Annotated in this window: 30 protein-coding genes and 3 pseudogenes; 12 read left to right on the forward strand and 21 right to left on the reverse strand. The window is 39.0% G+C overall.

Features of this window, described 5'->3' with window-relative positions; all coding sequences use genetic code 11:
• Window positions 1-8 precede the first annotated feature (8 nt).
• The gene (locus EGS47_RS12455) at window positions 9-398 is read right to left on the reverse strand and encodes a MerR family transcriptional regulator (protein WP_004998803.1); all 390 of its coding nucleotides are present in this window, start codon (window positions 396-398) and stop codon (window positions 9-11) included.
• A gap of 98 nt (window positions 399-496) precedes the next feature.
• Between EGS47_RS12455 and EGS47_RS12460 the strand changes: the two genes are divergently transcribed.
• The gene (locus tag EGS47_RS12460; RefSeq protein ID WP_119686574.1) at window positions 497-3310 is read left to right on the forward strand and encodes a heavy metal translocating P-type ATPase; all 2814 of its coding nucleotides are present in this window, start codon (window positions 497-499) and stop codon (window positions 3308-3310) included.
• A 65-nt stretch (window positions 3311-3375) separates the two neighbouring features.
• Here EGS47_RS12460 and EGS47_RS12465 read toward each other — a convergent pair whose 3' ends face one another.
• Entirely contained in the window at window positions 3376-4347 is a 972-nt protein-coding gene (locus EGS47_RS12465) for an alpha/beta fold hydrolase (protein ID WP_005005056.1), read from the reverse strand.
• Window positions 4348-4648: 301 nt separating this feature from the next.
• Here EGS47_RS12465 and EGS47_RS12470 point away from each other — a divergent pair, with 301 nt between their 5' ends.
• Window positions 4649-5842 (forward strand): putative solute-binding protein, encoded by a 1194-nt coding sequence (locus EGS47_RS12470; RefSeq protein ID WP_228128625.1) that lies wholly within the window; start codon window positions 4649-4651, stop codon window positions 5840-5842.
• A gap of 112 nt (window positions 5843-5954) precedes the next feature.
• Here EGS47_RS12470 and EGS47_RS12475 read toward each other — a convergent pair.
• From EGS47_RS12475 to EGS47_RS12565, 19 genes and pseudogenes are all read right to left on the reverse strand, one after another.
• A pseudogene (locus tag EGS47_RS12475) lies at window positions 5955-6296 on the reverse strand (OmpW/AlkL family protein); the annotation flags it as partial.
• A 224-nt stretch (window positions 6297-6520) separates the two neighbouring features.
• Window positions 6521-6736: an SDR family NAD(P)-dependent oxidoreductase gene (locus EGS47_RS12480; protein ID WP_119686584.1), complete on the reverse strand. Its 216-nt coding sequence runs from the start codon at window positions 6734-6736 to the stop codon at window positions 6521-6523.
• Window positions 6688-9156: a TonB-dependent siderophore receptor gene (locus EGS47_RS12485; protein WP_125269667.1), complete on the reverse strand. Its 2469-nt coding sequence runs from the start codon at window positions 9154-9156 to the stop codon at window positions 6688-6690. Before EGS47_RS12485 ends, EGS47_RS12480 begins: the two co-directional genes overlap by 49 nt.
• 148 nt (window positions 9157-9304) lie before the next feature.
• Entirely contained in the window at window positions 9305-10306 is a 1002-nt protein-coding gene (locus tag EGS47_RS12490; RefSeq protein ID WP_119686576.1) for a FecR family protein, read from the reverse strand.
• A gap of 9 nt (window positions 10307-10315) precedes the next feature.
• Window positions 10316-10843 (reverse strand): sigma-70 family RNA polymerase sigma factor, encoded by a 528-nt coding sequence (locus EGS47_RS12495; protein ID WP_119686577.1) that lies wholly within the window; start codon window positions 10841-10843, stop codon window positions 10316-10318.
• A gap of 112 nt (window positions 10844-10955) precedes the next feature.
• On the reverse strand, window positions 10956-11135 hold the full coding sequence (locus EGS47_RS18915; protein ID WP_080633180.1) for a hypothetical protein: 180 nt from the start codon (window positions 11133-11135) through the stop codon (window positions 10956-10958).
• A 161-nt stretch (window positions 11136-11296) separates the two neighbouring features.
• A pseudogene (locus EGS47_RS12505) lies at window positions 11297-11527 on the reverse strand (integrase core domain-containing protein); the annotation flags it as partial.
• Window positions 11528-11607: 80 nt separating this feature from the next.
• Window positions 11608-11994: pseudogene (locus EGS47_RS12510) on the reverse strand (Arm DNA-binding domain-containing protein); the annotation flags it as partial.
• Window positions 11995-12398: 404 nt separating this feature from the next.
• A complete protein-coding gene (locus tag EGS47_RS12515) occupies window positions 12399-12677 on the reverse strand; it encodes a DNA-binding protein (protein ID WP_416376708.1) in 279 nt (92 codons plus the stop codon).
• Between the two features lies 1 nt (window position 12678).
• Window positions 12679-12867: a hypothetical protein gene (locus tag EGS47_RS12520; protein WP_125269668.1), complete on the reverse strand. Its 189-nt coding sequence runs from the start codon at window positions 12865-12867 to the stop codon at window positions 12679-12681.
• Window positions 12860-13411 carry a hypothetical protein gene (locus tag EGS47_RS12525; RefSeq protein WP_125269669.1) on the reverse strand — a complete coding sequence of 184 codons (552 nt, stop codon included), beginning with the start codon at window positions 13409-13411 and terminating at the stop codon, window positions 12860-12862. The genes EGS47_RS12520 and EGS47_RS12525 overlap by 8 nt, the downstream gene beginning before the upstream one ends.
• Window positions 13411-14010: an HNH endonuclease signature motif containing protein gene (locus EGS47_RS12530; RefSeq protein WP_125269670.1), complete on the reverse strand. Its 600-nt coding sequence runs from the start codon at window positions 14008-14010 to the stop codon at window positions 13411-13413. The genes EGS47_RS12525 and EGS47_RS12530 overlap by 1 nt, the downstream gene beginning before the upstream one ends.
• Window positions 14011-14013: 3 nt before the next feature.
• Window positions 14014-14253 (reverse strand): hypothetical protein, encoded by a 240-nt coding sequence (locus tag EGS47_RS12535; RefSeq protein WP_125269671.1) that lies wholly within the window; start codon window positions 14251-14253, stop codon window positions 14014-14016.
• 139 nt (window positions 14254-14392) lie between these two features.
• On the reverse strand, window positions 14393-15076 hold the full coding sequence (locus tag EGS47_RS12540) for a 3'-5' exonuclease (RefSeq protein ID WP_125269672.1): 684 nt from the start codon (window positions 15074-15076) through the stop codon (window positions 14393-14395).
• 10 nt (window positions 15077-15086) lie between these two features.
• Window positions 15087-15797, reverse strand: coding sequence for a hypothetical protein (locus tag EGS47_RS12545; RefSeq protein WP_125269673.1), 711 nt, complete (start codon window positions 15795-15797; stop codon window positions 15087-15089).
• A gap of 29 nt (window positions 15798-15826) precedes the next feature.
• Window positions 15827-16507, reverse strand: a complete 681-nt coding sequence (locus tag EGS47_RS12550) for an ATP-binding protein (RefSeq protein ID WP_125269674.1) — start codon at window positions 16505-16507, stop codon at window positions 15827-15829.
• Between the two features lie 38 nt (window positions 16508-16545).
• The gene (locus EGS47_RS12555) at window positions 16546-16860 is read right to left on the reverse strand and encodes a hypothetical protein (protein WP_125269675.1); all 315 of its coding nucleotides are present in this window, start codon (window positions 16858-16860) and stop codon (window positions 16546-16548) included.
• Window positions 16860-17312, reverse strand: coding sequence for a hypothetical protein (locus EGS47_RS12560; protein ID WP_125269676.1), 453 nt, complete (start codon window positions 17310-17312; stop codon window positions 16860-16862). Before EGS47_RS12560 ends, EGS47_RS12555 begins: the two co-directional genes overlap by 1 nt.
• 211 nt (window positions 17313-17523) lie before the next feature.
• Window positions 17524-18252: a S24 family peptidase gene (locus tag EGS47_RS12565; RefSeq protein ID WP_125269677.1), complete on the reverse strand. Its 729-nt coding sequence runs from the start codon at window positions 18250-18252 to the stop codon at window positions 17524-17526.
• Window positions 18253-18369: 117 nt separating this feature from the next.
• On the opposite strand from EGS47_RS12565, the gene EGS47_RS12570 reads away from it, so the two are divergent.
• From EGS47_RS12570 to EGS47_RS12610, 10 genes are read left to right on the forward strand one after another with little or no spacing between them, the layout of a single operon-like run.
• Window positions 18370-18618, forward strand: coding sequence for a hypothetical protein (locus EGS47_RS12570; RefSeq protein WP_125269678.1), 249 nt, complete (start codon window positions 18370-18372; stop codon window positions 18616-18618).
• 10 nt (window positions 18619-18628) lie between these two features.
• Complete coding sequence (locus EGS47_RS12575) at window positions 18629-18904, forward strand: hypothetical protein (protein ID WP_125269679.1); 276 nt, start codon at window positions 18629-18631, stop codon at window positions 18902-18904.
• 42 nt (window positions 18905-18946) lie between these two features.
• Window positions 18947-19105 carry a hypothetical protein gene (locus EGS47_RS18430; RefSeq protein ID WP_171455420.1) on the forward strand — a complete coding sequence of 53 codons (159 nt, stop codon included), beginning with the start codon at window positions 18947-18949 and terminating at the stop codon, window positions 19103-19105.
• On the forward strand, window positions 19102-19890 hold the full coding sequence (locus EGS47_RS12580; RefSeq protein ID WP_125269680.1) for a helix-turn-helix domain-containing protein: 789 nt from the start codon (window positions 19102-19104) through the stop codon (window positions 19888-19890). The genes EGS47_RS18430 and EGS47_RS12580 overlap by 4 nt, the downstream gene beginning before the upstream one ends.
• A complete protein-coding gene (locus EGS47_RS12585; RefSeq protein ID WP_125269681.1) occupies window positions 19887-21263 on the forward strand; it encodes a replicative DNA helicase in 1377 nt (458 codons plus the stop codon). The genes EGS47_RS12580 and EGS47_RS12585 overlap by 4 nt, the downstream gene beginning before the upstream one ends.
• Window positions 21260-21556 (forward strand): hypothetical protein, encoded by a 297-nt coding sequence (locus tag EGS47_RS12590; RefSeq protein WP_125269682.1) that lies wholly within the window; start codon window positions 21260-21262, stop codon window positions 21554-21556. Before EGS47_RS12585 ends, EGS47_RS12590 begins: the two co-directional genes overlap by 4 nt.
• Window positions 21553-22038 carry a hypothetical protein gene (locus EGS47_RS12595; protein WP_125269683.1) on the forward strand — a complete coding sequence of 162 codons (486 nt, stop codon included), beginning with the start codon at window positions 21553-21555 and terminating at the stop codon, window positions 22036-22038. Before EGS47_RS12590 ends, EGS47_RS12595 begins: the two co-directional genes overlap by 4 nt.
• Complete coding sequence (locus tag EGS47_RS12600; RefSeq protein WP_125269684.1) at window positions 22035-22490, forward strand: hypothetical protein; 456 nt, start codon at window positions 22035-22037, stop codon at window positions 22488-22490. The genes EGS47_RS12595 and EGS47_RS12600 overlap by 4 nt, the downstream gene beginning before the upstream one ends.
• Complete coding sequence (locus EGS47_RS12605) at window positions 22483-22782, forward strand: hypothetical protein (protein WP_125269685.1); 300 nt, start codon at window positions 22483-22485, stop codon at window positions 22780-22782. The genes EGS47_RS12600 and EGS47_RS12605 overlap by 8 nt, the downstream gene beginning before the upstream one ends.
• Window positions 22779-23216 carry a VRR-NUC domain-containing protein gene (locus EGS47_RS12610; RefSeq protein ID WP_125269686.1) on the forward strand — a complete coding sequence of 146 codons (438 nt, stop codon included), beginning with the start codon at window positions 22779-22781 and terminating at the stop codon, window positions 23214-23216. Before EGS47_RS12605 ends, EGS47_RS12610 begins: the two co-directional genes overlap by 4 nt.
• Window positions 23217-23222 lie beyond the last annotated feature (6 nt).

A 23222-nucleotide genomic window follows, 5' to 3' on the forward strand; every position in this document is an offset into this window, starting at 1 on the left:
AGGTGTGTTTACAGATTGCTCCTCTGTTTTAAATCTAGCAAAATAGGACAACAATCGGCTTGTGCCGATTTACACTCATCGACCCAACTGCTGAGACGCTGCTTTAAGCCTTGTAATTCCTGAATACGAAGATCAATTTTCTCAAGACGCTGTTCAATCACATGGCGAACTTGTTCGCGATCATTCAGTTGTAATTGCAGAAGCTCTTTAATCTCACTGAGCTGTAATCCTGCATCTTTGGCTTTTTGTATAAAACTTAAAGTTTCTATATCTTGATCATTATAATAACGATAGTGGCTGATAGTGTCTGGAGTACGCATGAGACCAATACGTTGATAATAACGAATCGTTTCGACATTTAAATTGGCCTGTTTAGCCAGTTTGCCAATGGTTAGCATGGCTAATTCCTCTTATTTGCCTCAATAAAAAGCTTGACTCCGTACCTAGGTACAGCATTTATCTTAACACAATCACATAAGAATACGAGAACACCACCATGACTGAGCCAAAGCAAACTTCATGTTGTTCCAAAGCTACGGTTTCACCGAAAAAAATCGTGTCTATTGATCCTATTTGTGGAATGACAGTAGCCGAAGACAGTCAATATCATATTGATCTGGATGGAACTCGTTATTTATTTTGTTCCGCCAGTTGTAAGCAAAAATTCGAACAACATCCTGAAAAATATCTAGTTAAAGAAGCTGAATCTACGCTATCCAGTCATTGCTCTAATCCAGCTGTAAAAATGCAACAGTCAGAGAAAAAATCAGAGAAAAGTTGTTGTGGAAATGAAAAAACCACAAGTCATGAGACAGGATCAGGGTGTGGATGTTCCCATCCAGCACCGCCTAAAGCCGTTTCAAGTGGTTGTGGTCACGATTCAAAACCGTTGGATCAACAAAATGACGTGACCCACTCAACTGCTATGTCGTCATGTTGTGGAGCAAAGTCTATTGAAGCGGCTGTATCTACTGAAAAGACTCAACCTCAAGCCAAAAGTTGTTGCAGCGGAGGTGAGCATCAGCATGCTGAGCATGAAAATTCTCAAACTGAAATAGATCCAGTATGTGGCATGAAAGTCAGTAGCAGCAGTCCTTTGCATACACATTATCAGGGTAAAGAATATTATTTCTGTAATCCTTCCTGCTTAAATAAATTTAAAAATGATCCTGAAACGTATTTGATTCCATTGGATGAGCGCGCTGTACCAGAAGGCGCAATGGATATTGATTATACCTGCCCCATGGATCCTGAAATTGTACAAAAAGGCCCTGGAACCTGTCCGATTTGTGGGATGGCTTTGGAACCAATGCAACCGACGTTGGATGAAGCACCAAATCCTGAGTTGGTGGATTTTAGTAAACGTTTTTGGACGACTTTGCCTCTCACTTTATTGGTAGTGGTTTTGGCCATGGGTTCACATATCCATGCTTTTATTTCACCGCAGATCCAACCGTGGATTGAACTGGTTTTGAGTATTCCTGTGGTGTTATGGGCGGGTTATCCATTTTTGCAAAGATGTTGGGTTTCTTATAAAACCCGTCACTTGAATATGTGGAGCCTGATTGGAGTTGGTGTACTTGCGGCGTTTATTTATAGCGTGATTGCGACCATTTTCCCATCACTGATTCCAATGGAAGCAAAAACAGGGCATGGCGTTGCGGTATATTATGAAGCGGCTTGTATGATTGTGTCTTTGAGCTTGCTTGGACAAATCATGGAGCTAAAAGCCCGAGCGCAAACAGCCGATTCCTTAAGAGCCTTATTACGTTTACAGCCACATACAGCCAAACGGGTTCGGGATGATGTGGTTGAGGAAGTCGACATCAGCCAGATTAAAGAAAATGATATTTTACAGATTTCTTCTGGTGAGCAGATTCCACTGGATGGCATCGTGATTGACGGGAAAACCTATGTCGATGAATCCATGATGACGGGTGAACCTGTACCTGTAAAAAAACAGGTGGAAGATAAAGTCATCGGGGGAACAGTCAATCAGCAAGGCAGTATTCGTATTCAAACCACTGCGGTGGGAACCAATACCACATTATCAAAAATGATTCAGGCTGTCGCAGAAGCACAGCGTTCAAAAGCGCCACTTCAACGCATTGCTGATATTGCAGCCAAATACTTTGTGATGGCAGTCCTCTCGATCAGCGTGATTACATTTTTAGCATGGATGCTGTTTGGACATGCACAGTTTGATTTAGCCTTAATGTGTGCTGTCGCTGTTTTAATTATTGCTTGCCCATGTGCATTGGGGTTAGCAACGCCAATGTCGGTGATGGCAACCACAGGTCGTGCTGCCCAAAAAGGGGTACTCTTTAAAGATGCTGAAGCAATCGAAGCTTTAAGCAAAGTCAATGTTTTGATTATCGATAAAACAGGCACACTGACAGAAGGAAAACCGAGCCTTAAACAAATCCAGTTATTGGATGATTCTCTAGAGCAAAAAACCGTAGAGCGTTATATTGCCTCAATTGAACAATATTCAACGCATCCGATTGCGCAAACTTTAACAAAACTTGTGAAAAGTGATGAATTGTTAAAAGTCGATGATTTTGAAGATGTCACTGGTTTTGGGGTAAAAGGTCAATTTGAAGGGCAAACCTATTATGTGGGTAGTCAGAAATTGGTTGATCAACTTGGATTAAAGCTGGACTCAAGTGTCAGTGCTGAACTAGATCAACTGCGTGAACAAGGTGATGTGATTAGTTTTCTGCTGAATGACAAAGCCGTTATTGCTTATATTGTGATTCATGATGCGATTAAAGAAAATGCGAAAGCTGTCATTGATCAACTCCATCAAGATGGGATTGAAGTGATTATGGCAACAGGTGATCACCATAAAAATGCCCAAATGGTTGCGCAGCAATTAGGGATTGAACATGCCTATGGTGATTTAGATCCTAAACAAAAATTGGAGATCGTGAAACGCTATCAATCAGAAGGCAAGGTCGTGGCGATGGCAGGAGATGGCATCAATGATGCACCTGCTTTGGCACAAGCCGATGTGGGGATTGCCATGGGCACAGGCACCGATATTGCCAAACAAACTGCGCAGATTACTTTGGTCAAAGGCGACATACAAGGTGTTGCCCAAGCAGTACATCTGGCTAAACAAGGCGTGAAAAATATGAAACAGAATTTGGCGTTTTCGTTTCTCTATAATGGTTTGGGTGTACCTATTGCGGCAGGAATTTTTTATCCACTGACAGGTTGGCTACTCACTCCGATGTTTGCAGCGATTGCCATGTCCTTGAGTTCGCTTTCTGTGGTATTAAATGCTTTAAGATTACGCAAACTTTAACAATATAAATCTATAAAAAACAGGAGCCTAAATTTGGCTCCTGTTTGATTTACGGAGTTTAATTTCTACTTGTGTTTATTTAAAAAGATCAGATATTGCTGCGCCAAAATTTGATCAGCCTCCATAATGGGCATATGTCCTACATCTTTTAAAATCAAAGGTGACTCAGCATTTTTCAATAACTCTTTGAGTTCTTGGGCGGCTTCAACATTGATAATTTTATCTTTGTCTCCCCAGACAATATAAGTTGGTACATCGATAGATTTCGCCGCGATTGCAAAAGTCTCAGGCGTATATACTTTGGACATGGCAACGAGCTGATCGACCATGCGTTGAGTACTTTTAGACTGAGAAATCATGAGTTTTTCTTGTTCAGTCTTTAACTCAGTGGGAATAAAGGGCGGTGTTGCCGTGGCAAGCTGAAACAGTTTGTCAAAATCGCCTGCTTTTTTTACGACTAATTCATTCAATAACGTTGGATTTTTTAAATAAGGCGTATTCGCCGTTTTAAAGACACCAGCGCTATCGACCAAGAGTAAAGATTTTGTTTCAGTTGGATATTGTGCTGTATAGAGGAGGGCAATTGCGCCACCCATGCTATGTCCTGCGATATTGATATCTTTTTCGAAATGTCCAGCTTCAGCAAACCGTCTTAACTTTTCAGTTAAGTTAGGAATAGACAGGTCAAAATCATCGGCAACTTTCGTATCGCCATGTGCAGGCAAATCAGGAATGATGACATGATAGTTAGGCGTTAAATAACGTGCTACACGATTCCAGTTATCCCGACTACCCGCTAACCCATGAATTAAAATAATAGTCGGTTTGGAGGACTGACCTCCTTCGCTATATACCCATTCAATATCACCTACTTTTAATTTTTTAGTTTGTAAACCTGCCCAAGCGCGTTCTTGTTGTAACACGTTCTGAATATTGATATTTGAGGCAGCTATCGCGGTGTTGGAATGAGTGATGATTGCGGTAGTTCCTAAGCTTAAACTTAGGGCTAAACATAGATTTGAGAATGTCCGTTTCATTTTAATTTGCTCTAATTTTATTCATCCTTTATTTGAGTCTATCTAAAAGCCCTGAACAAAACATTTGCAGTAAATACGGCAACCAATAAATAAAAGCCAATTCAGACCAAAATTGATAAATGATGTAGAAAAAATTTAAATTGATGAAACTGCCCATCGGAAATGTCAGATGAGTCAATTTTATTTTTGAAGCACTCACCTAATGTTTAAATGATGAATAGGGAGTTTGATGATGGATCATTTAAAACAAAAACAGTATTTGATAAGCGTTGAATTTAATCATGCAATTGATCATTTATGGATGAAATTATCTTTATTGATTATATGCTTATTTCTATTGATTCCACATGGTCATGCTGAAAAACTAGACTTGTCTCTTTCTGAGCATTCCACTCAAAAAGTTAAAAAATTACTCAATGATCCAAAGACGTGGCAACAAATTCCAAAGCAAGTCATCTTATGTGTTTACTCACCAAATGGCGAAAACAGCGAAGCTTTTCAGCAGGCAACCAGCTATATCAGCGAATTTCCTCGGATCACTCGGGTTGCCAAAGACTTTGGTGTGAATGTGAATGTTACGCGACCTTCCAATTTACAAATCAAAATTGATATTGATTATCCTAAGTTAAAGAAAAAAGCTTCAACTATGGTTAAACTCAATGTTTATACCGATGAACGTATTTTGACAGAAGATTTTAGAAGTAAAAAATGTGATGGTGCAGGGATTAGTAATTTAAGAGCCAAACAGTTTAATCCGTTTGTCGGAAGTATTGATGCTTTGGGTGCAGTACAGACTTATAAACAACTTGCTTCAGTGATTCAGATTTTAGCAAAACCCGAATTTGATTCAAAAATGGTAAATAAAGATTATGAGGTGGTCGGTATTGTTCCAGTAGGAGCTGCTTATATTATGGTCAATGATCGAAATATTAATACCCTAGCAAAAGCTGCAGGACGTAAAGTCGCGGTATTTCAATTTGATCCCACCCAAAAGAAATTGGTTCAAAATGTAGGTGCACAACCTGTTTCAGTCGATCTTACAAGTGTTGGGGGAAAGTTTAATAATCGTGAGGTTGAAATCATTGCTGGGCCAGCATTGTTATTTAAGCCGATGGAATTGAATAAAGGCATGACGGATAAAAATGGCAAAGTTGTTGGAGCAATTATTCGTTTTCCTTTGATTCAGGTTACAGGTACATTGATTATGCATCGTAATAAATTTCCAGCAGGCATGGGGTCGATTGCGAGAGAAGCCATCGCCAAACAGCTTACGCCTGCATTTGAATTTGTCGATAAAATTGAAAACGAAATTCCAGCCAAATACTGGATGGATGTTCCAGAAGGAGATAAAGCAGGTTACGTCAAAATTATGCGCGAAGCACGAATCCAGATGACTAAAGAAGGGTATTATGACAAAAGCATGATGCACTTGTTGAAACAGGTGCGTTGTGGGCAAAATCCAAGTAATTATGAATGTGCTTTAAATGATGAATAAACATGATTCAAATACTTGTTAGTTTTCTATTATACCGAAGGTAAATACATGCTTTAAATCAAATAAAGGATATATTTACCTCGGTTTTCTCGTGATGTTGTACAGTAGATACTTAGAAATGGTAAGCCAAACTGAATAAAGTCACCAATGGATCAACATCAATATCGGCACGCATAGGCGCATCTCCCATAGCAGGTAAAGAACCTTTCGCTTGGGTATCAAACCAGACTTTTTTCATATCAATCACAGCACTCCATCGTGGATTGATCGGAATATCAAGGCCTATTTGAGCCACTGGTCCAATGGCATTTTTAATTTTTAAGTCTTTGACAAAGGCATCTTTGCTGTTAAACACAATCATCCAAGATGCACCAATTCCAATATAAGGACGAATGCTTGCATCTGGAAGTGGGCTAAGACGCACTGTAGCAACGGCTGGACCATAGGTCGTTTTACCTAAAACACCACACTTTCTAAAGTCCCTTTTCCTCTAATCGTAGTGGCGGGTGGAATATTATAGGAATCTGTAAAAAAACCTGTAATTTTGAGAAATATTTAATAGGTTGGGAATGTACACATTTAAATGTTTAATTTATCCAAAATAAATCTAAACAATGCCCATTATAAAAGGGCATTGTAGGTCAAATTTTTTAGAACTTTAAAATAAAAAAAGCCTTTTTAAATGGCAGTATATCCACCGTCAATATTGTAATAACTTCCATTAATAAAAGTGGCTTCATCTGAACTTAAAAACAAAACTAATTTAGCTACTTCTTCGGCATTGCCTAATCTTCCAATTGGATGTAAAGAAACTAGGCCCTGTTTTTGTTCGGCAGGAAGCTCGTCTAATAATGGAGTATCGATGTAGCCTGGACCAACAGCATTGACCCGAATATTCCGACAAGGGTGTAACCTGGATTAATATTGCTGCGAATTTCTTCAGTTGAACTGTCCTGTACCCATGCATCGTGGGCTTTACTCCATGCTTTTACACCAATCCCTGCATTTACACGACCAAAACTGTCAGTGTCATAGAGCTTGAAATTATTCCAGAGTGTAAAATTATGCTCAGGGATGTTTGGTTTGGTGCGACCCACATTTATAGGATTATCTGCTTCTTTATATTTTGCGTCGATGTAGGCATATGAAAAATCAGTTGACCACCAATCATTGATTTGACCCGATGCACTGAGTTCAACACCTTGAGAACGTTCCAGTCCATTCAAGGCATAACGACAATCTGAATTTACTGGATCATAACCACCTGCCGTATCAGGAATGGTTTCTAGGTCAGCATTACAACTCACACCATCTTTTTGTACCATGGAAAGGATATTTTCCTTATCCAGTCTGAATAGTGCCAAATTGACCAAAGCTTGTTGATTGAAAAGTTCCTGCTTATAACCGATTTCAAATTGGCTTGAAAGGACAGCATCAGTAATTTGTTTACCTGCCATATCATATTTGCCTAAGTCATTTGGGGTGAAATTTTCACCATAACTGGCATAGACTGTAGCAGTTGGCAGTACGTCATGCATTATTGCGATGCGAGGAGTCCATTTTTTTTCAGTTCTAACTGGATCGGTTGTACTTACGACACCTGGTGTACTTTTATATTCTGTCCATCCCGCACCTATCATCAGACGAGTTTTTTGATTAGGAAAAGTGAGAACATTTTGTAAATACACGTTTTTATCTTCTTGCTGACCCCTAGGCGTTCGGGCATCAGCATAAATCAGTTCACGGTGATTCCAGTCATGATAAATCGGGTCATAAATGTTGATTGTGCCGACATGAGCTTTTTGACCAATTCTTGAACCTGATGATACAGCCCTTCCGCTACTTGCACTGCTATCAGTTGAACCTAAGCCAGCTCCAACCAACCATTGGTTTTCAAAATTCCAGAGGTTGAATTTGCCACTGATATCAATATTGCCAGAATAGCTATGACCTTTAGCATCACGAGCATTCACAAAACGGTCAACATTACCCTCTAAATCGGATGCTCCACCTTTACCTGTAACGGAACGAGTAATTTGCCAAAATTGTGTAGTTTGTTGAATATTCCAGTTAGCACTTACTTTAAGGGCATCTGAAAGCTGCCATTTCATATCCCACAAAATATTATCTGTGGTTTGTGTTGCAAGATCATCAAGACTTCCCCAGAAAAAATCTCTCGGGATGTCATAAAATTTTCCTGTTCGGTAATCAATCGAATTATTTTCCCGTTCAGGAATAGAATTTGTCTCTAGTCTTTCATAGGTCAAAGAAGTTTCAAAATTGTCAGTAGGTAAATAACTTAATGCGACCATACCACTTTGGGGTTCTGACCATGTATGTTCCTGATCATCAATACGATGGTTATAACTAATAACTGCCCGATAACGTAATTTTTGATCGGATGTAAGCGATCCTGTAGCATCAAACATACCACCGTAAGATCCTTTACTATCGGTTCGGGTAATGAATTGATAAGCAGCTTCTGCTTTAGGCTTTTTATAACTTAAATTAATCACACCACCAGGTTCGGCAGAACCGTAATACAATCCAGCAGGTCCTCGCAATACTTCAATTCTTTCTAAATTATCGGTGTTTTGTGCATCTCCTGTTGTACTGTACATGCGTTGACCATTGAGTAGGGTTTGTCCCATTTCAAAACCACGCACACTCAGGTTACGATTCATACCTTGTCCGATGTTACCTGGATTACTGGCACTGGTAATTCCTGCAAAACTTTCTAGAGTTTCAAAAATTGACTGATCACCACGTTCTTGAATCAGTTCTTGTGATACCTGATTAATGGTAAATGGTGTCTCCCTGGGAGTTAATTCACTTTTGGTTGCGACGGAACTTGGACTATTTGCCAAATAAGGATTGGTCTGGTCAGCAGTCACAGTAATTATGGGTAAAGATACTTCATTCTGCTGTGAGGGGGAGCGGAGGGTAGGCGGGGCTGTATCTTTGGAAACTACTCGATCTTTTAGAATATAACCATCAGCTGTTTTATGTGCTTTTAAAGATGTGTTTGCTAATAAGGTAATAAAGCCCTGTTCAATGGTGTATGTTCCATTTAGTCCCTGACTCTGAATTTTGGAAAGTTCAGTAGCATTCATGGAAATAGCAACGCCAGAAACAGCTGCAAACTGATTTAAAACCTGATTTAACTTTCCTGCTGGAATGTTATAACGGATATTCTGATTGCTTTTAGCTAAAGCCGATGGACTAGATAAGATCAAGCCTGAGCTTAAAGCAAGATGAATGGAGAGTACAATGGGTTTCACGATAAAACTTGAACGATGATGGGTTTCTTTCATTTTGGTCCCCCGAACAAAGAATGAAATGACAGATAAAAAGCCTAAACTTTTGCATTTTTCATATGTAGGACGGATGAGAAGCAAAAAGACGAAATAAAAAGGTAAATATTTTTAATATTGTTCTTTAAATTTTGATTTAAAAAGAATTTTATTTTTTTTGAATAACTTTTCGTCCAAACATATCGGTTTGGACTGTAATGGGTAAACTACGTTGTAATAATTTTAAACCAGTTCCATCAAGAGGTAATGTGGCAGTGACTTCAATTGGATGCAAGGTTGCGGCATCATATTTAAGTTTTTGTTTTTCGTAGGTTTGTAAAATATTGAGTAATTGATCAAGTGGCATCAGATTAATCATCAGCATTTGTTCATTCCATGCTTTTTCTGTCAATTCAACAGAAATATTTTGCTTAGGATGCAACCCATCCTCATCAATGATAATCTGTTCTCCAGCATGAATCTGTTGTACCTGTGATTGTCCATTTGCTAATTTGACTGTAACTTCTGTGGTTGAGTGCAGCATAGTCAATACAGTGGTCTGCTTGTTATGTTGTACAATAAAACGTGTACCTAATGCACGAATCTGGGCAGACTCTGTTTTGATAATAAATGGACGATTTGTATCTTTTGCAACATCGATTAGAATATTACCTGTAAGCAATTCAATGATACGGTTTTCTTTATCAAATAAAATGTTATACGCAGAATTTCCACTAATTTTAATATCTGAATGATCAGTTAATGTATGTTCAGACCATTGATTATAATTATTTCGAGTGTCTGCTAACCAATAAGAAGTGGGTAGGACCTGCCATAAAAAAGTACTGGTTAATAATGTTGTCAGGATAACAATGAATATTGGATTGGATTTAAAAATAGATCTAGTTTTTGATTGCTGAATGGTCTGCTCAATCACTTTATAGGGAATCGATTTAGACTGTTTTTTTAAGCCTGAGAATTGCTCAAAGGTATTCTGCATTTGTTTCAGTATTTCAACATTTTTTGGATTTTGCTGTTGCCAATGAATGAAATCAATACGATCCTGCTCGGTACAATCTTCACTTTCGAGTTTCAATAGCCAGATCGCTACCTGTTCCATCAATTCAATATCAGGTACTTCATCTGTGGACTGTTGTGAATGCTGGTTCATAAGAGATAATCAGGTGTTTTTTTGAATCCATTGATGACAATGTACCATAGCCTTGGCTAAATCATGCTGTACAGTGCGTGTGGTCAGATTAAGCTGTTTTGCAATATCAGCCTGTTTAAGTCCTTCCATATAATACAATAATAAGCATAATCTTGGTCGATCAGGTAAGTCACTAATCGCTAAAGTAATTCTCTGTAATAATTCAATGACGATCAGGGTTTGTTCAGGTGATTCCTGTATTGTGGTATTGGGATTATCTTTTAAGAATTCTAGATATTTTTTTTCGATAATCTCTCTACGTGCTTTATCAATTGCAATACAGCGGGCAGTAGAAGCCAGATATGCCTTGGGTTCCCGAATCTGATGTGCTTGTTTAGAAATGAATAACTTTAAAAAAGTATCTTGAAGAATATCTTCTAAATATAGTGTAGAAGTTAAATGTCGATATAACCAACGTGATAACCATGCATAGTTTTCTGCATAGAGACAACTAAAACATTCATTATGATCTTGAATAAATGTATGGGCTTCTTTCATTTAAGAGCCTCGCATAGAACGATTGCTAAGGTATATGTATATTAAATATAAATGATAATAATTACCATTTATTTTTTATTGATGATGATCAAAGAATATTAGTCTGTGATATCTAATAATATAAGTAATAGATAATTGTGGGATTTTTTAGGATATTGTTGGATGAAATTTGAAAGGCTTTTCCAATTGCTGTCATGCGTTTTACGATTCTGTAGATGTAGACCACGCTTAAATCGTATTTTTGTGCTAAATCATCTGATGATGTCCAATGAACTCTTTTATATATCTGAATATCGCGCTCATCAGCGAAAAACCGTCACCTTTCGTTATATAAAGCAACTTTCACTCCAATGTTGAAAGATAATATACATCAATTCAGGCGAAACTTGGCTGGCTTTTTCAGCATCCGCGGTGTGAACCGTACTGGGTTTGTCGGAGATATTTTTATTTGAGTTAGGCTACCTGACCTAACGGGTTAATCTTATCATAGTACATTGCTTCAAACTCAAATGGTGATACATAACCTAGAGCACTATGTACACGCTTTTTATTAAACCAATCCACCCAGTTTTATGTCGCAAGTTCTACATCTACTAAACCTTGCCAATCTGCTTTTAGATATTCAATCACCTCTGTTTTGTATAAACCGTTTACCGTTTCAGCTAAAGCATTATCGTATGAGTCCCTGTCCACTCATAATGTTCTCTCCTATGCAAAAAGAATAGACGATATTTGTCTAGGAGAGTGTTGACAGTCCAATAATAGATTGAGTCCTTTGATAAAGGTCTTCTATCCTTGTAAAGTATATAAGCTTCAGCAACTGTTGGAATTAACCTAGATAGTTCCTGATTAGAAAGAGAATTAACGCGAACCTGCTTTTTTTGTTGAACTGGGTCTACTCCTTCATCCATTAAAATAAGTAGACGTTTAGCTTCAGCTCTGGCTTGCTCAAGTGTATAAACGCCGTGCTTTCCTATCACTTTACGCTTTGATTTGCCATTTGGCATCTTTTTTTCTGCAAAATAGCTTTTTGTCTTACCGACGCACAAACCAAATCCTATTGTCGTAGTATCTCGATAGAAAACTTGTTTATCCTGACAAAGTGGGATTGAGTCTATTGCTGATTTTGTAAATTTAATATGATTGGCCATTTCAGTTATAGCAGTGATAAGCAATTTCTAACGATACAACACAATAATTATGAAGTCTATTAGGGGTCTATTTTTGAAGGAAATATGGGTAATTTTGGAGATGAGATATTTGTCTAAATTGTTGTTATGTAAAAATAAAAATGCCTCCGAAGATGCCGCTGCAATGTCTTTACCCTTGAACCCTTAAGTTCAAGGTTTACACTAAACTTCATTCAACATTAAGCAATAATAATAAATATTTTTTCGTTAATAATCAATTTATTATTGCGTTAATCAACAACAGTCAACAATTAAAAACATTGAAATATATTTTTTTAGTATACACAGGGTATACTTTTATTTTGGATTTTTGGTATACACAAGGTATACACCAAAATCGCTATAGCAAACAAAATTAAAGCGGCTCAATTGGCCGCTTGCATTGAAGTGCTTTTTAACTTCTGCCGATTAAAATACTCTATAGCATCTGACTTTTGATAGCTAACTTTTCTTGCGCCTTTTATGAATGGTATACCACCACCAGTGCATCTTTTTAGCTGCAACCAAGAAAGTGAAACATTAAAAACCACAGCAATCGTTTCGGGTGGAAATACTGCATCATTCGGCGCAATCCAGAATTGTTTTGCATGAACCAGCTTCTCCTCAGATGTCATTTGATCAAGCTTATTTAATCGTTTACTCACATCAACCTCCTTCAGCTTCTTTTCTAAATTCTGTGCCTTCGGGATCGATTCCAAAGTGCTTACAGATTTGGATTGCTTTAGTTGATCCTGGACCATGCCTTGAAACATGAACCCAATTTAAAAGGTACTTCGGCTTCTTGGAATTTTTTAGGGCCATTAAATAAAGTTGCTCGAAATTAAGATCACTCATCCCCATCTCCTTGTGCTTCAACCATCGCCTTACAATGTGCTGCTGCTTTTTCAGCATCTTCTTTTGAATCGAATAATTCCCACTGAATATTGTCAGAGTCAGTAAAAACATTGGTAGCAAATACAGGATTACTGTTTATGACCACATATTCTTTACGCTGAACTTCAAGCACTTCACCGTTATTTAAATCTTCAAGATAGCCATCTATGCTATCCTTTTCATACCAAACACATTCGCTTTCATCTAAGTACCAGTTTTCGATTTCTGATTTAGGCACCACCACAAACTCATCACTTTCAACCTTCGCCAACTTCTCTTTGAGCTTTTCGATTTTGGCTTGTTTAGCTCTTGCTTGGAGTAACCACATTGCTAACGCTGTGTTAATGCAACTTAGAGTTAATGTCTTTTCAGTATCAGTTAAATCTGTAATATCACCGCAGAAGTGATACATATTGTTGCTACCACGCTTAAAATTCTTAAATGAAGCACCGAGCAAAATCCAAGTATTTTCAAATGCTTTGTATTCTTTTTCTAAATCAATCATCACGACACCTCTTTCTTTAATTGGTGTTTTTTGTTTTTAATCTTGGCCATTAATAAACACGCCTCATTGCTTTGTGGGGTGGCCAGTTTGTGGAAGCTTTGACTATAACGAACCATTTCAGCCTTACTCATTAAAATTAAGTTTTCTAAACGGCAATCGGTTCTGTCTTGATTCTTAAAAGCAATGACATGGTCCAAAGGCACAGCACCATTAGCTTTTTCCCATACAATGCGATGCTTTAAATCAAAAACACTCGGTTCGGCTATTTTTATTAAGATATAGCCATCTTTGGGGCATATTCGCTCATAGCCAATCGGTTTTTTATTCCAGGTCTTTTGACCCTTCTTGAAGCTGGTTTTATTCGCAGTTGTGAGACCTTTAGTTCCAACATTCCACGGTTTTAAACCTTTTTCAAAACATCCAGTTCTTCCTGTATTCCATTTTTTGCGTGTACATAAAGACTTAATTTGATCAACTGTAAAGGTCGTCCCAAACTTAAGATTTGTTTTTTCAGTTAATATTTTTCGCTCTAAGGAGCAATTGGATTTAATAAAATCTAATTGCTCCCAGGTGTATTTAATTGCAGCACCTTTTGGCATAGATCACCCAATTAAGTTCTGTGGAATTTCTACTGAATCGGCATTTTTAACACCACGATACTCAGCTACCAATTTTGCTGCACTTAAGCGCATATTATTATTCTTTATGACTTGCTCGCTTATTTTCTCAATGGCTTCAGCTTTTTGAATTTCCGCTTCAAGCTCTCCACCTTTTAGATTTGGATTGCTGAGACGCTCGAGTTGTGCAAACAAGACATCATTTAGATCAACTGGTGTATTCATTTCGATCTCCAAATTGCTTCTTTAAACTTCGCATCACAAATTAATGATTCAATCTCGGAAGCATTCACATTTTCAAAATGGTGGTCCATCTTGCTTCCGAACACGACTAAAAGTCGTGTCTGGCTTGAGTAGTGGAATTTCATGACACGATCTCCAGCGCTTTACGCAAGTATTTATCTGTGTCAGGCTGGCGAAGTAACCAGCCAACATAATCCTTGGGTAACTTGTTGATGGCTGTGCCTTTATGCTTGCCAAAAGTAATTTTTTGAGGAATGCGCGCTTTCTCAGAAAATAAGTGCAATGACTGCATATCTTTGATAGCCAATGCATCAACGAGATGTTTTAAAATCACACCAGTAAAATAAATGTCGGCTTTGGCGTTGTGAGCATTGCGAAGATGTTTTCTTGCCAACTCCTTGTCAGCCATAACGTGGTAATAAATTGCGGACAGATTGTGTGCGTCCAGATCTGACCACACCATTCTTGATAGGGCTAAAGTGCAAATTGCTTTAACCTGAACGGTCTTATCACAAAGCTGAATGGCTTGAGTGTCGTAATCAATATTGTGGCCAATCATAAACTCAACATTGCCTGGTAGTTTGAATGTTTCAAAGCTTGGTTTTTCGGCAATATCGCTTTCAAGAATATGATGTACCGCCATCGCACCAAGACTAATTGGCTCTGGGTAAGAGAAGTATTCATCAAAAACCATATCTTGATTTATGTTGAACACCCCTTGCTCAAATGAGCAAGGTGCATACGCAATTTCAATCGGGTAGCCATTTAACTTGTTAGTTTCGGTATCTAAAATAATTGCATTCATGAATCAATCCTCAATATGGAAAATCATCATGTTGCGAGTTATTCAGAACTGGCGGCACATCGTTGTTGTAATAGTCGTCAAATCCACTTTGACCATAACTATTGTTCTGACCATATCCTTGATTGCCTCCATTGTATCCTCCGTTGTTTTTAGGTTTTCGTGTGGTGGTAGGATTCGCCACTAGAGATGCAAGGGATTTTGGAAGCGCCTCAGGTGAGGTTTTGCGCTCTACGATTTCTTTGGCCATGAGTTCGCTTTGAGCGTGAAAACAAGAGAAGAAATTCATTTGGTGTTTCCAGTCGCCGCTATCATTCTGGTAGTTTTCGCGCTGCAAAAGAAAACCAATGCGTTTGCCTGCAACCTCAGGTGCCACAATGCAGTTTTTCATAACACGCTCTTTGGCATCGTAGTCATATTTTTCCAACTGCGCATTTGTTGGGGTTAGCCCGCGAGCACCTACGCAAGCGAGTAATGCATTGATTTTATGAACCCCACTCAAGGGTGTACCGTCTTTTTTCTCAGTCCAGATTGAGAATGAAGCCGATTTTTTATTATCAGTTTCAAACTCGATTTCAAATCCCGTGGTACCAGATTTAGCAGTTATGAACTCCATATGTTTAATAATGCCAACATATTTGCCTGCCTCCTCGATGCGAAGACTACCGTCCGCTTGTTTTGCTGATTCAGGGTTATAACCAAATTGTTTGTATTGCTGATTCATGAAGATTGCTCCAGTTGATAGTTAAGAATTTATGCGTGTTGAGTTTGAGAATTTTGCTGCTGCGTGAAGTTGCGGATGTTGTAGTATTCGCAAATTGTCTTATCTACTTCATTCAAATCATTTTCAAAATGATCTTCTTCAAAGAGACCCATAGGGGCCTTAACAGTAGAGTTGCCGTTATTTTTAGTCTGAAAAATATACTGTTCATTAATCACGGAGGTTTGGAGACAGATCGTAACCATGCCTTCAAGTGTGATCTTTTCATCCAGCATTTTTCCAATGGTTTTAATCTTAGTTTTGCCTTGGCTATCTTCTTCAGTGTGACTTAGAAGATAGATACGCTTATGATCTTGGGCGTTGATTGCTGCGTTGAATACATCCCAAGCGTTTCGCCCAATTTCTGTGAATTTATCAAAACTTTTTTCAGTGCTTCGGCGCATGAATTCATTTGCCATGACATATTGAAAGTCATCAATGATGATGATTGGGTGCTTAGATTTATTAATCACATCGATGATAAATTGCGGGTTGTCAGACACAAGAATCGAACCCTGTTTGTTTTCGGGGGTGATGTATGTCCAATTTGGTGAGCGAAAAGGTAAGGGCTTCTTAATCACTTGAATCAACAAAACATGTTGAGGATTTAAGTTTCTTAAGCTTGCTGATTTACCTGTACCAGACTGTCCTAAAATTAACGTTGCAATACTCATTATTCATTCCTCATTATTCAGTTACATTTGCAGTTTGATTACCTGCTGTTATATTTGGCATTGTTATAAGCAATACGTTGATTCGCTGAGTAGCGTTCACGTCTAAAGCATGGGTCGCTGAACATAATTGCAGCCGATTTACGTTTTTGGAATTTGCGTTCTCGCTCGAATATGTCGCGGATCCAAGGTTTTTCAGCATGTTCGACAGCGTCGATCAGATATAGATATCCCGATTTACTAACACGGTAGATTTCGCCACCTTTTTCAATGTACTCATATGAGTAAAGGCGCATGCGAAATTCGCCGTTTTCGTTGCTGATAAACTCAGTTTTGCGTTGAGTAGGAGTGACCATTAGACACCCCCAACCAAATGATTTTTTTCAATATGCGTTGCCACAAGGTTTTTGATGTTGATAACATCTTCACTTGTGGTGAAATCGTTGTATTCATGACCATTGATAGCGGTAATGCGGTCGATCGCCAAATTAGTGATTTCAATCACTTCATGTTCAGAACCAATTACGCCGTAGTTTTCTTCATGAGCTTTGAAATCGAAACTGGTGTAAATGAAGAAACCATCGAGCTTGATTACGGCTTGTCCAGAAGTAGGGCCATCGATCTTGATTGCAGAAACGCCATATTCAGATGGTTTGTTTACAGGGTAGGTTGCGACTGGTGCTGGCTTTTCAGAAACTAGGGCGTATGCGCCTGTTAAGCCAAAGATTAGGGCAGAACCTAATGCCCAATGCTTTAAGCGCGACGGAACTATGTGCGCCGTATTGTGCTTCAATGTGTTTTGTTCCATAATGAACTCCATCGTTATGAAAAGCCCCTTCGCCGTCCAAAGTTAAGGGGCTTTTGTTGTCTTGGTGAGGTTTAATTTAGTATTTACTAAATGATATGTCAATAGTAAACACTAAATAAAATTAGTAAATTATTTGTCTTTTGCTAAATATTTATTTTAGTTAATAAAAAACCCGCCTTGATGAGCGGGTAAATTATTTGTTTTTTTTAAATTAACCAGATCTATAACGCACTCGACCAATTATCTTCAACCCTATGTCCGAGTTCTCCGCATTGGTATCAAACAACTTATCATCATATTTAGGATTTCTAGGATGAAGTTTTAAAACACCACCTTGCTGTTTAAATATTTGGCGAATAAGCGCTTCACCCTCAAAATATAAGGCGTATGTTTCTCCATCTTGAATATCTGTATCTGATGTATCAATGCCAACTGCATCACCATCAAACAAATACTCCTCGTTGCTATCGCCTTTATTAATAATGAGTTTAAAGTTTTTTGGTTTTATGTTTCTCTTTTCAAAGAAGGATGACTCAAAAGACAGTTGTTTTTTTATTTCATCAAAGTGAAATTCAATAGACTCGCCCATGCCGCTACAAAATCTAACGTTGTACATATCAATCCAGATTTTACTGTCGCGCTCTTCTTGGGTTAGTTCATCTGTAGTAATTGCTGACGCCGTATTAGTTAAAAAGTTTTGGATCTGATCATCAACACCAGGTGCTGCGTCCAATAATCCCGCTTCCCAGCCTATCTTCTTCTCTAAATTTCTTGCGGCTTTCTCACCAAAACTCCCATGACCTTTTACAAGTTGGGAAATTTGACTTGGATTAATATCATAGTGATTTGCAAAATCTGCATCACTTGAAAACCTACCAGAGGCTATAGCAGCATCTACCGCTGCGCGCAAATTTATGCGTCTTAAAGAAACAATATCCATAATTAGTATTTCAGCTATTTTTTAGTAAAAAGTAAATTCACGTTTGCTAAATCCTTGTTGACATAATTAGTATTTAAAATTAGTATTTACTAAATATTTAACTAAAAGGAGATTAGCATGTCTTCTTCAAGCACCGAGCAACTTAAAAACTACTTGCAAGGCATGTCTATTGAAGATCGCAAGAACTTTGCTAAAGCATGTTTAACCACGCTTGGAAACCTTCAGCAAATCATCTATGTCAACAAGAAATGCAGCGCAGAGCTTGCAATTCGAATTGATAAGGCTAGTGAAGGGCGTGTGTCCTGTGATCTTTTGTGTCCGGGCGCTGATTTCAATTATTTAAGAAACCAATGTCTATCAGCCTAAGGAAACTCAAATGAGTCTCGAAAAAAAATCTACGCATGTTCGTTTATCTCCTGAAATCCATGAACGAGCAAAAACACTTGCTGAAATTAAGGGTAAAGACCTTGCTCAGTACCTTGCTTTTCTTCTTGAAAAAGAAATCGTGGGTGAGTGGCATGTACTTAATTTACAAGCAAAATCTTTTGAGCGCTTGGGATTAAAAGCTTTAGTGCGGGATATCTCTACTGAGGTTTGTATTTCAGAGGGATTGGAAGGGATTTGCGGGGATTTAGACAAAGAAAAAGCCTGATGGACAAGATCAGGCTTTAAGTATTCATCGGAGATAAATCAAATGAACTATCAAATTTTAGCAGACAACGAACTAAATCGAAAGATTAGTTTGTTTCAAAAAGCAGTTGAAGCTTACACGCTCAACAAAACACTCGAAAACTCAGTTGCAGTGGCCAGAGCAAAAGCTGAACTGGCTATGTGCATGTGGGGCGGTATATGAGCTTAGATGCGATGAATTGGGCTTGGAAAGCGCAAGTCAATACATCAGCACAAAGATTGGTTCTTTTGTCGTTGGCAGATCGTGCTGGTGAAAATAATACATGCTTCCCGAGTAATGCAAGACTTGCTCAAGATACCGTTTTGAACATTAAGACTGTTCAAAAAGTAATTGGTCAGCTTATTGAATTAGGCCTAGTTGAGGATACCGGGAAAAGAACTGGTGCTACAAATCAGGTTCGAGTTTTGCAACTTGTTGGTGTCAATCAAAGAGAAGAAACCCAAAAACGGGTTAGTTCAAACAATACCAAAAACGGTGCAGTTAAAGATGACCAAAAACGGGATGCTTCGGATGGGGTAACTCACCCAATTTTGGATGGTAACGATCCCAATTTTGGGGTCGGTAACGCACCCAATTTTGGGATAGGGAATCTCCCATTGAATCTTTTAATGAACCTCTCTTGCGAACACGACTGGATTCCACAAGAAAAAACTTTGGTGGAAATTTTGAAAATGAAGGGTCAACAAAGAAATCTAAAATTGATTTTTGGTTTACCTGATTTCGAATTTCAACTCGGTGCATTCAATGCTCACTACGAGTACAAAGAACAAACCGAATCTTCAAAACACTACGCATTCGCAAACTGGATTACGGACAAGTTTGAGCAACACATCAAACGCAACCCTGATTACACTGAAATCCAAAACCATCAAGACAACATCCCGGCTGAACAACCACAAACCCAATTCAAAGGTGTGGCTAAAAAATTCAAAGGGGTGAACGCATGATCGAATTATATTCAATCCCGCTTGAGCAAACAGCTCTCTCAACAATCATGGGATCTGATCAGGGTGCAGATGAGTTTGTTTCGGTACTTGATCAATCTGATTTCTTTTCAACAAAGCATCAAATCATTTTTGGTCACATCAAAGCACAGCATGCAAAAGGTGAATCGTTTGATGAAGTGACAGTGTATGAGCTGATCAAAGCCAATACGCTAGAGCATAATCAAATCGATGAAAAGTTCATCACGAATTTGATGTCAGCAATCAAGCAGCCATACACGCTTGAAACGCATATCAAAAAACTCAAGGACTTCGCATCTCGTCGTCGTTTACAAGACACCAGCAAGTTAATTAACTCAATTGCTGTCGATATGGTGACGCATACAGCAGAGTCAGCCATCAACAAAGCTCAAGATTTGATACAAAACCTTGATCTAGGCTCGGGTGACGAAAAACTCAAACATGCACATGAGTTTTCTAAAGTCGCTATCAGTGAGTTTATTCATCGTCACCAAGCCCTGCATGCAGGCGTACCGTTTGATGGTGGTATTCGCACTGGCTTTACCGAACTGGATAACAAACTAGGTGAAGTAGGCAAAGGTGATTTGGTCATCATTGGTGCGCGTCCAAGTATGGGTAAGACAACTTTCGCTCAAAACTTGGCATCAGACATGATGATTAACCAGTCGCTACCAGTTTTATTCTGCTCTATCGAAATGAAGGGCCACCAGATCGCACAGCGTCTCATTAGCGGCATTGGGGGTATTGAGCTGCGCAAAGTTCTTACCGGGAGAATTAACCCTAGTAGCGAGGATATGAAGAACATTAGCGCGGCAGGCAATGTTTTAGAAAAAGCACCGCTCATGATTGATGACAACAACCGGGCAACGGTAGCAACAATTCGCAGATCAGCAAAAAAAGTTCAACTCAAGTACGGGAAGGTTGGAGCAATTTTTGTTGATTACATACAGCGTGTCACACCGCTTTCAAAAAATAACTTTGGTCGCTCAGACAAAGATATTGGCGAAATCTCGACAGAACTAAAACGCATTGCGGGTGATTTTGAATGCCCTGTATTTGCATTGGCTCAGCTCAATCGAAATCTTGAAAACAGACCGAACAAGCGCCCAATGAATGCTGATTTAAAAGAGTCAGGCGACTTAGAACAAGACGCGGACATCATCATGTTTATCTATCGTGATGAGGTCTATAACCGCGAATCAAAAGAGGCAGGAACAGCCGAAATCATTATCGGAAAGGCGCGTAATGGATCGATTGGCACAGTTCGATTAGCAACGGATTTAGCAAAATCAACTTTTGCAGACTTAAGTCCTGAGTATTACGAAAGTTTGCATGAGCAAGGAGGTGCGGCATGAATAATCAAAATCCAGCAGTGCAGGGTGTTATGGCATTCAAATACGGCTCACAAGCTTCAAGCATGAATGCATCACAGCTCAAGACAAAGCAGTCTCAAAAATTACAGCAGGAAGTTGACGAGTTTTTGGCGAATGGTGGCGAAATTAAACAGGCTGTAAATCAGGTGGAAAAACCAAAGCATGGCACATCTGATCACTACAAGAAACATTCATGTCGCTGCGACTTGTGTGTTCGCTGGGCTATTAGGAATGGATTGATCAAATCAAGTGATTTGAAAGGAAAAAAACAATGAAAAAAATCAAAAAGAAATTAACAGCAACATGGGAAATCATCTCGACGGCTGAGCTGGTTGAATCGATTGAAGGCAGCCTGACAGATGAGCATTTCAACATGATCTATCAAGGTGAGTTTGTACCACTACTTCGTGCTGATCGAGTTGAGCGCAAACAGATCTGGAATCTAGTAATCAAGACAACTGCTCGAGCAGATGATGGGACCATGCATGAGCATGAAATGGAATGGCAGTTTGATAGACCGATGAGCATGAAAGAGGTGCTAGACGGTGCCAAGCATATCAAAGTTGATCAAGGAGGCATTAAAACGCGCTGGAAAGGCGTCTCTCGGCACTGGCTACAAACCGTAGATCAAGACTTAAAAGGCCTTACAGCGGTAAGCGCATGGGCAACTGCGTCATGCACAGCAATGGTTTCTCAAGTAAATGGAGCAGCAGTACTGCTTGAAAGCTTGATTCAGCACATCGAGGTGGTGGTATGAACGCACACAAATTTGTAGCAGAGCATGGGATAGATGAGGCTAAGCGGGTTTTAAGTGGAGCGCCTGAAGGTGCTGATCTATTCCACACGAATACGTACATTAAAAATGCTCACTCAGAAGGGTATACAGATTATTTCGCAAGATGGTCTGATGGGTTTAAGGATTGGGTTAATGCGATTGCTGATCGAGAGTTTATTGATGAATCAATAGATCTTTCAGAACTCAAACAGGTGGTTGAGTCGCTAGAACTTATAAGTTGGCATGGAAGTCTAGGCTCCGCAAAAACAACCTTCAAAAGGAAACCAGTTAAATCAAATTTAGGTATGGATGGTTGGAATATGTTGGAAAAAGCCATCACAGACTACGAACTCGTTGAGTCTTATAAGCAAGTGAAGTGCGAAGTCTTAGACATGGTCGATGTTAGCCCACGTTGTGAGGTGAGAAATGGATAAGCAAAGAAACATTGAATTAGAAAACTGGCTCATTGAGACGACGGGTGAAGAGATGATGGCTAATCATCTTGGGCCGAACTGGAACCGATTTCATGAAGAGTACGGGTTTTATCCAAACATTAGCATGACGATTGCTGATCAAGTTTGGGAGCACCGCCAGACAGAGGTGGATGAGCTGCAAAAGCGGGTGGATGTTGCACAAAAACTAATTGATGACTGGAACTGTGGTGGAGTCAATCTATTTGACTTGATAGATGAATTAGAGCAAGCGCTCAAGGGCGGTGAAGTATGAACACAATATTCAAAAATGCTCAACGCATTCAATCGAAAAAGATTGCACGTTCTAAAAAGTTCAATCGTGTGCCAACAGAAGATCAAGAGCAGATGACAGTCATGTCATGGGCACATAGAACAAAGTTTAAAGATGGTCGATTGAGTGATTACCTGTTCCATATCCCGAATGGCGGCTCAAGAAACATTATTGAAGCCACCAAGCTCAAGAAGATGGGTGTTAAGCCGGGTGTGCCAGATTTACAGCTCATTGTTCCGAATGGTGAAGTGCACGGCCTGTGGATTGAATTGAAAGCTCAAAAGGGCAAGTTGCAGCCGAGCCAGCAAATCATGATTCAGCGATTAGAGGCTCAAGGCTATATGTGCAAAGTCTGTTTTGGTGCAGATGAAGCAATCAGTGAGATTAAGAAGTATTTGATGCTCGAAGCAGCATAAGGGGAA

It is taken from the genome of Acinetobacter sp. FDAARGOS_515 (assembly GCF_003938865.1).
Lineage (GTDB): Bacteria > Pseudomonadota > Gammaproteobacteria > Pseudomonadales > Moraxellaceae > Acinetobacter > Acinetobacter ursingii.

Coding starts and splice junctions, on each gene's coding strand:
- EGS47_RS12455 (WP_004998803.1), bottom strand. CDS start 398: ATGCTAACCATTGGCAAACTGGCTAAACAGGCCAATTTAAATGTCGAA.
- EGS47_RS12460 (WP_119686574.1), top strand. CDS start 497: ATGACTGAGCCAAAGCAAACTTCATGTTGTTCCAAAGCTACGGTTTCA.
- EGS47_RS12465 (WP_005005056.1), bottom strand. CDS start 4,347: ATGAAACGGACATTCTCAAATCTATGTTTAGCCCTAAGTTTAAGCTTA.
- EGS47_RS12470 (WP_228128625.1), top strand. CDS start 4,649: ATGAAATTATCTTTATTGATTATATGCTTATTTCTATTGATTCCACAT.
- EGS47_RS12485 (WP_125269667.1), bottom strand. CDS start 9,156: ATGAAAGAAACCCATCATCGTTCAAGTTTTATCGTGAAACCCATTGTA.
- EGS47_RS12490 (WP_119686576.1), bottom strand. CDS start 10,306: ATGAACCAGCATTCACAACAGTCCACAGATGAAGTACCTGATATTGAA.
- EGS47_RS12495 (WP_119686577.1), bottom strand. CDS start 10,843: ATGAAAGAAGCCCATACATTTATTCAAGATCATAATGAATGTTTTAGT.
- EGS47_RS12520 (WP_125269668.1), bottom strand. CDS start 12,867: ATGAGTGATCTTAATTTCGAGCAACTTTATTTAATGGCCCTAAAAAAT.
- EGS47_RS12525 (WP_125269669.1), bottom strand. CDS start 13,411: ATGATTGATTTAGAAAAAGAATACAAAGCATTTGAAAATACTTGGATT.
- EGS47_RS12530 (WP_125269670.1), bottom strand. CDS start 14,010: ATGCCAAAAGGTGCTGCAATTAAATACACCTGGGAGCAATTAGATTTT.
- EGS47_RS12535 (WP_125269671.1), bottom strand. CDS start 14,253: ATGAATACACCAGTTGATCTAAATGATGTCTTGTTTGCACAACTCGAG.
- EGS47_RS12540 (WP_125269672.1), bottom strand. CDS start 15,076: ATGAATGCAATTATTTTAGATACCGAAACTAACAAGTTAAATGGCTAC.
- EGS47_RS12545 (WP_125269673.1), bottom strand. CDS start 15,797: ATGAATCAGCAATACAAACAATTTGGTTATAACCCTGAATCAGCAAAA.
- EGS47_RS12550 (WP_125269674.1), bottom strand. CDS start 16,507: ATGAGTATTGCAACGTTAATTTTAGGACAGTCTGGTACAGGTAAATCA.
- EGS47_RS12555 (WP_125269675.1), bottom strand. CDS start 16,860: ATGGTCACTCCTACTCAACGCAAAACTGAGTTTATCAGCAACGAAAAC.
- EGS47_RS12560 (WP_125269676.1), bottom strand. CDS start 17,312: ATGGAACAAAACACATTGAAGCACAATACGGCGCACATAGTTCCGTCG.
- EGS47_RS12565 (WP_125269677.1), bottom strand. CDS start 18,252: ATGGATATTGTTTCTTTAAGACGCATAAATTTGCGCGCAGCGGTAGAT.
- EGS47_RS12570 (WP_125269678.1), top strand. CDS start 18,370: ATGTCTTCTTCAAGCACCGAGCAACTTAAAAACTACTTGCAAGGCATG.
- EGS47_RS12575 (WP_125269679.1), top strand. CDS start 18,629: ATGAGTCTCGAAAAAAAATCTACGCATGTTCGTTTATCTCCTGAAATC.
- EGS47_RS18430 (WP_171455420.1), top strand. CDS start 18,947: ATGAACTATCAAATTTTAGCAGACAACGAACTAAATCGAAAGATTAGT.
- EGS47_RS12580 (WP_125269680.1), top strand. CDS start 19,102: ATGAGCTTAGATGCGATGAATTGGGCTTGGAAAGCGCAAGTCAATACA.
- EGS47_RS12585 (WP_125269681.1), top strand. CDS start 19,887: ATGATCGAATTATATTCAATCCCGCTTGAGCAAACAGCTCTCTCAACA.
- EGS47_RS12590 (WP_125269682.1), top strand. CDS start 21,260: ATGAATAATCAAAATCCAGCAGTGCAGGGTGTTATGGCATTCAAATAC.
- EGS47_RS12595 (WP_125269683.1), top strand. CDS start 21,553: ATGAAAAAAATCAAAAAGAAATTAACAGCAACATGGGAAATCATCTCG.
- EGS47_RS12600 (WP_125269684.1), top strand. CDS start 22,035: ATGAACGCACACAAATTTGTAGCAGAGCATGGGATAGATGAGGCTAAG.
- EGS47_RS12605 (WP_125269685.1), top strand. CDS start 22,483: ATGGATAAGCAAAGAAACATTGAATTAGAAAACTGGCTCATTGAGACG.
- EGS47_RS12610 (WP_125269686.1), top strand. CDS start 22,779: ATGAACACAATATTCAAAAATGCTCAACGCATTCAATCGAAAAAGATT.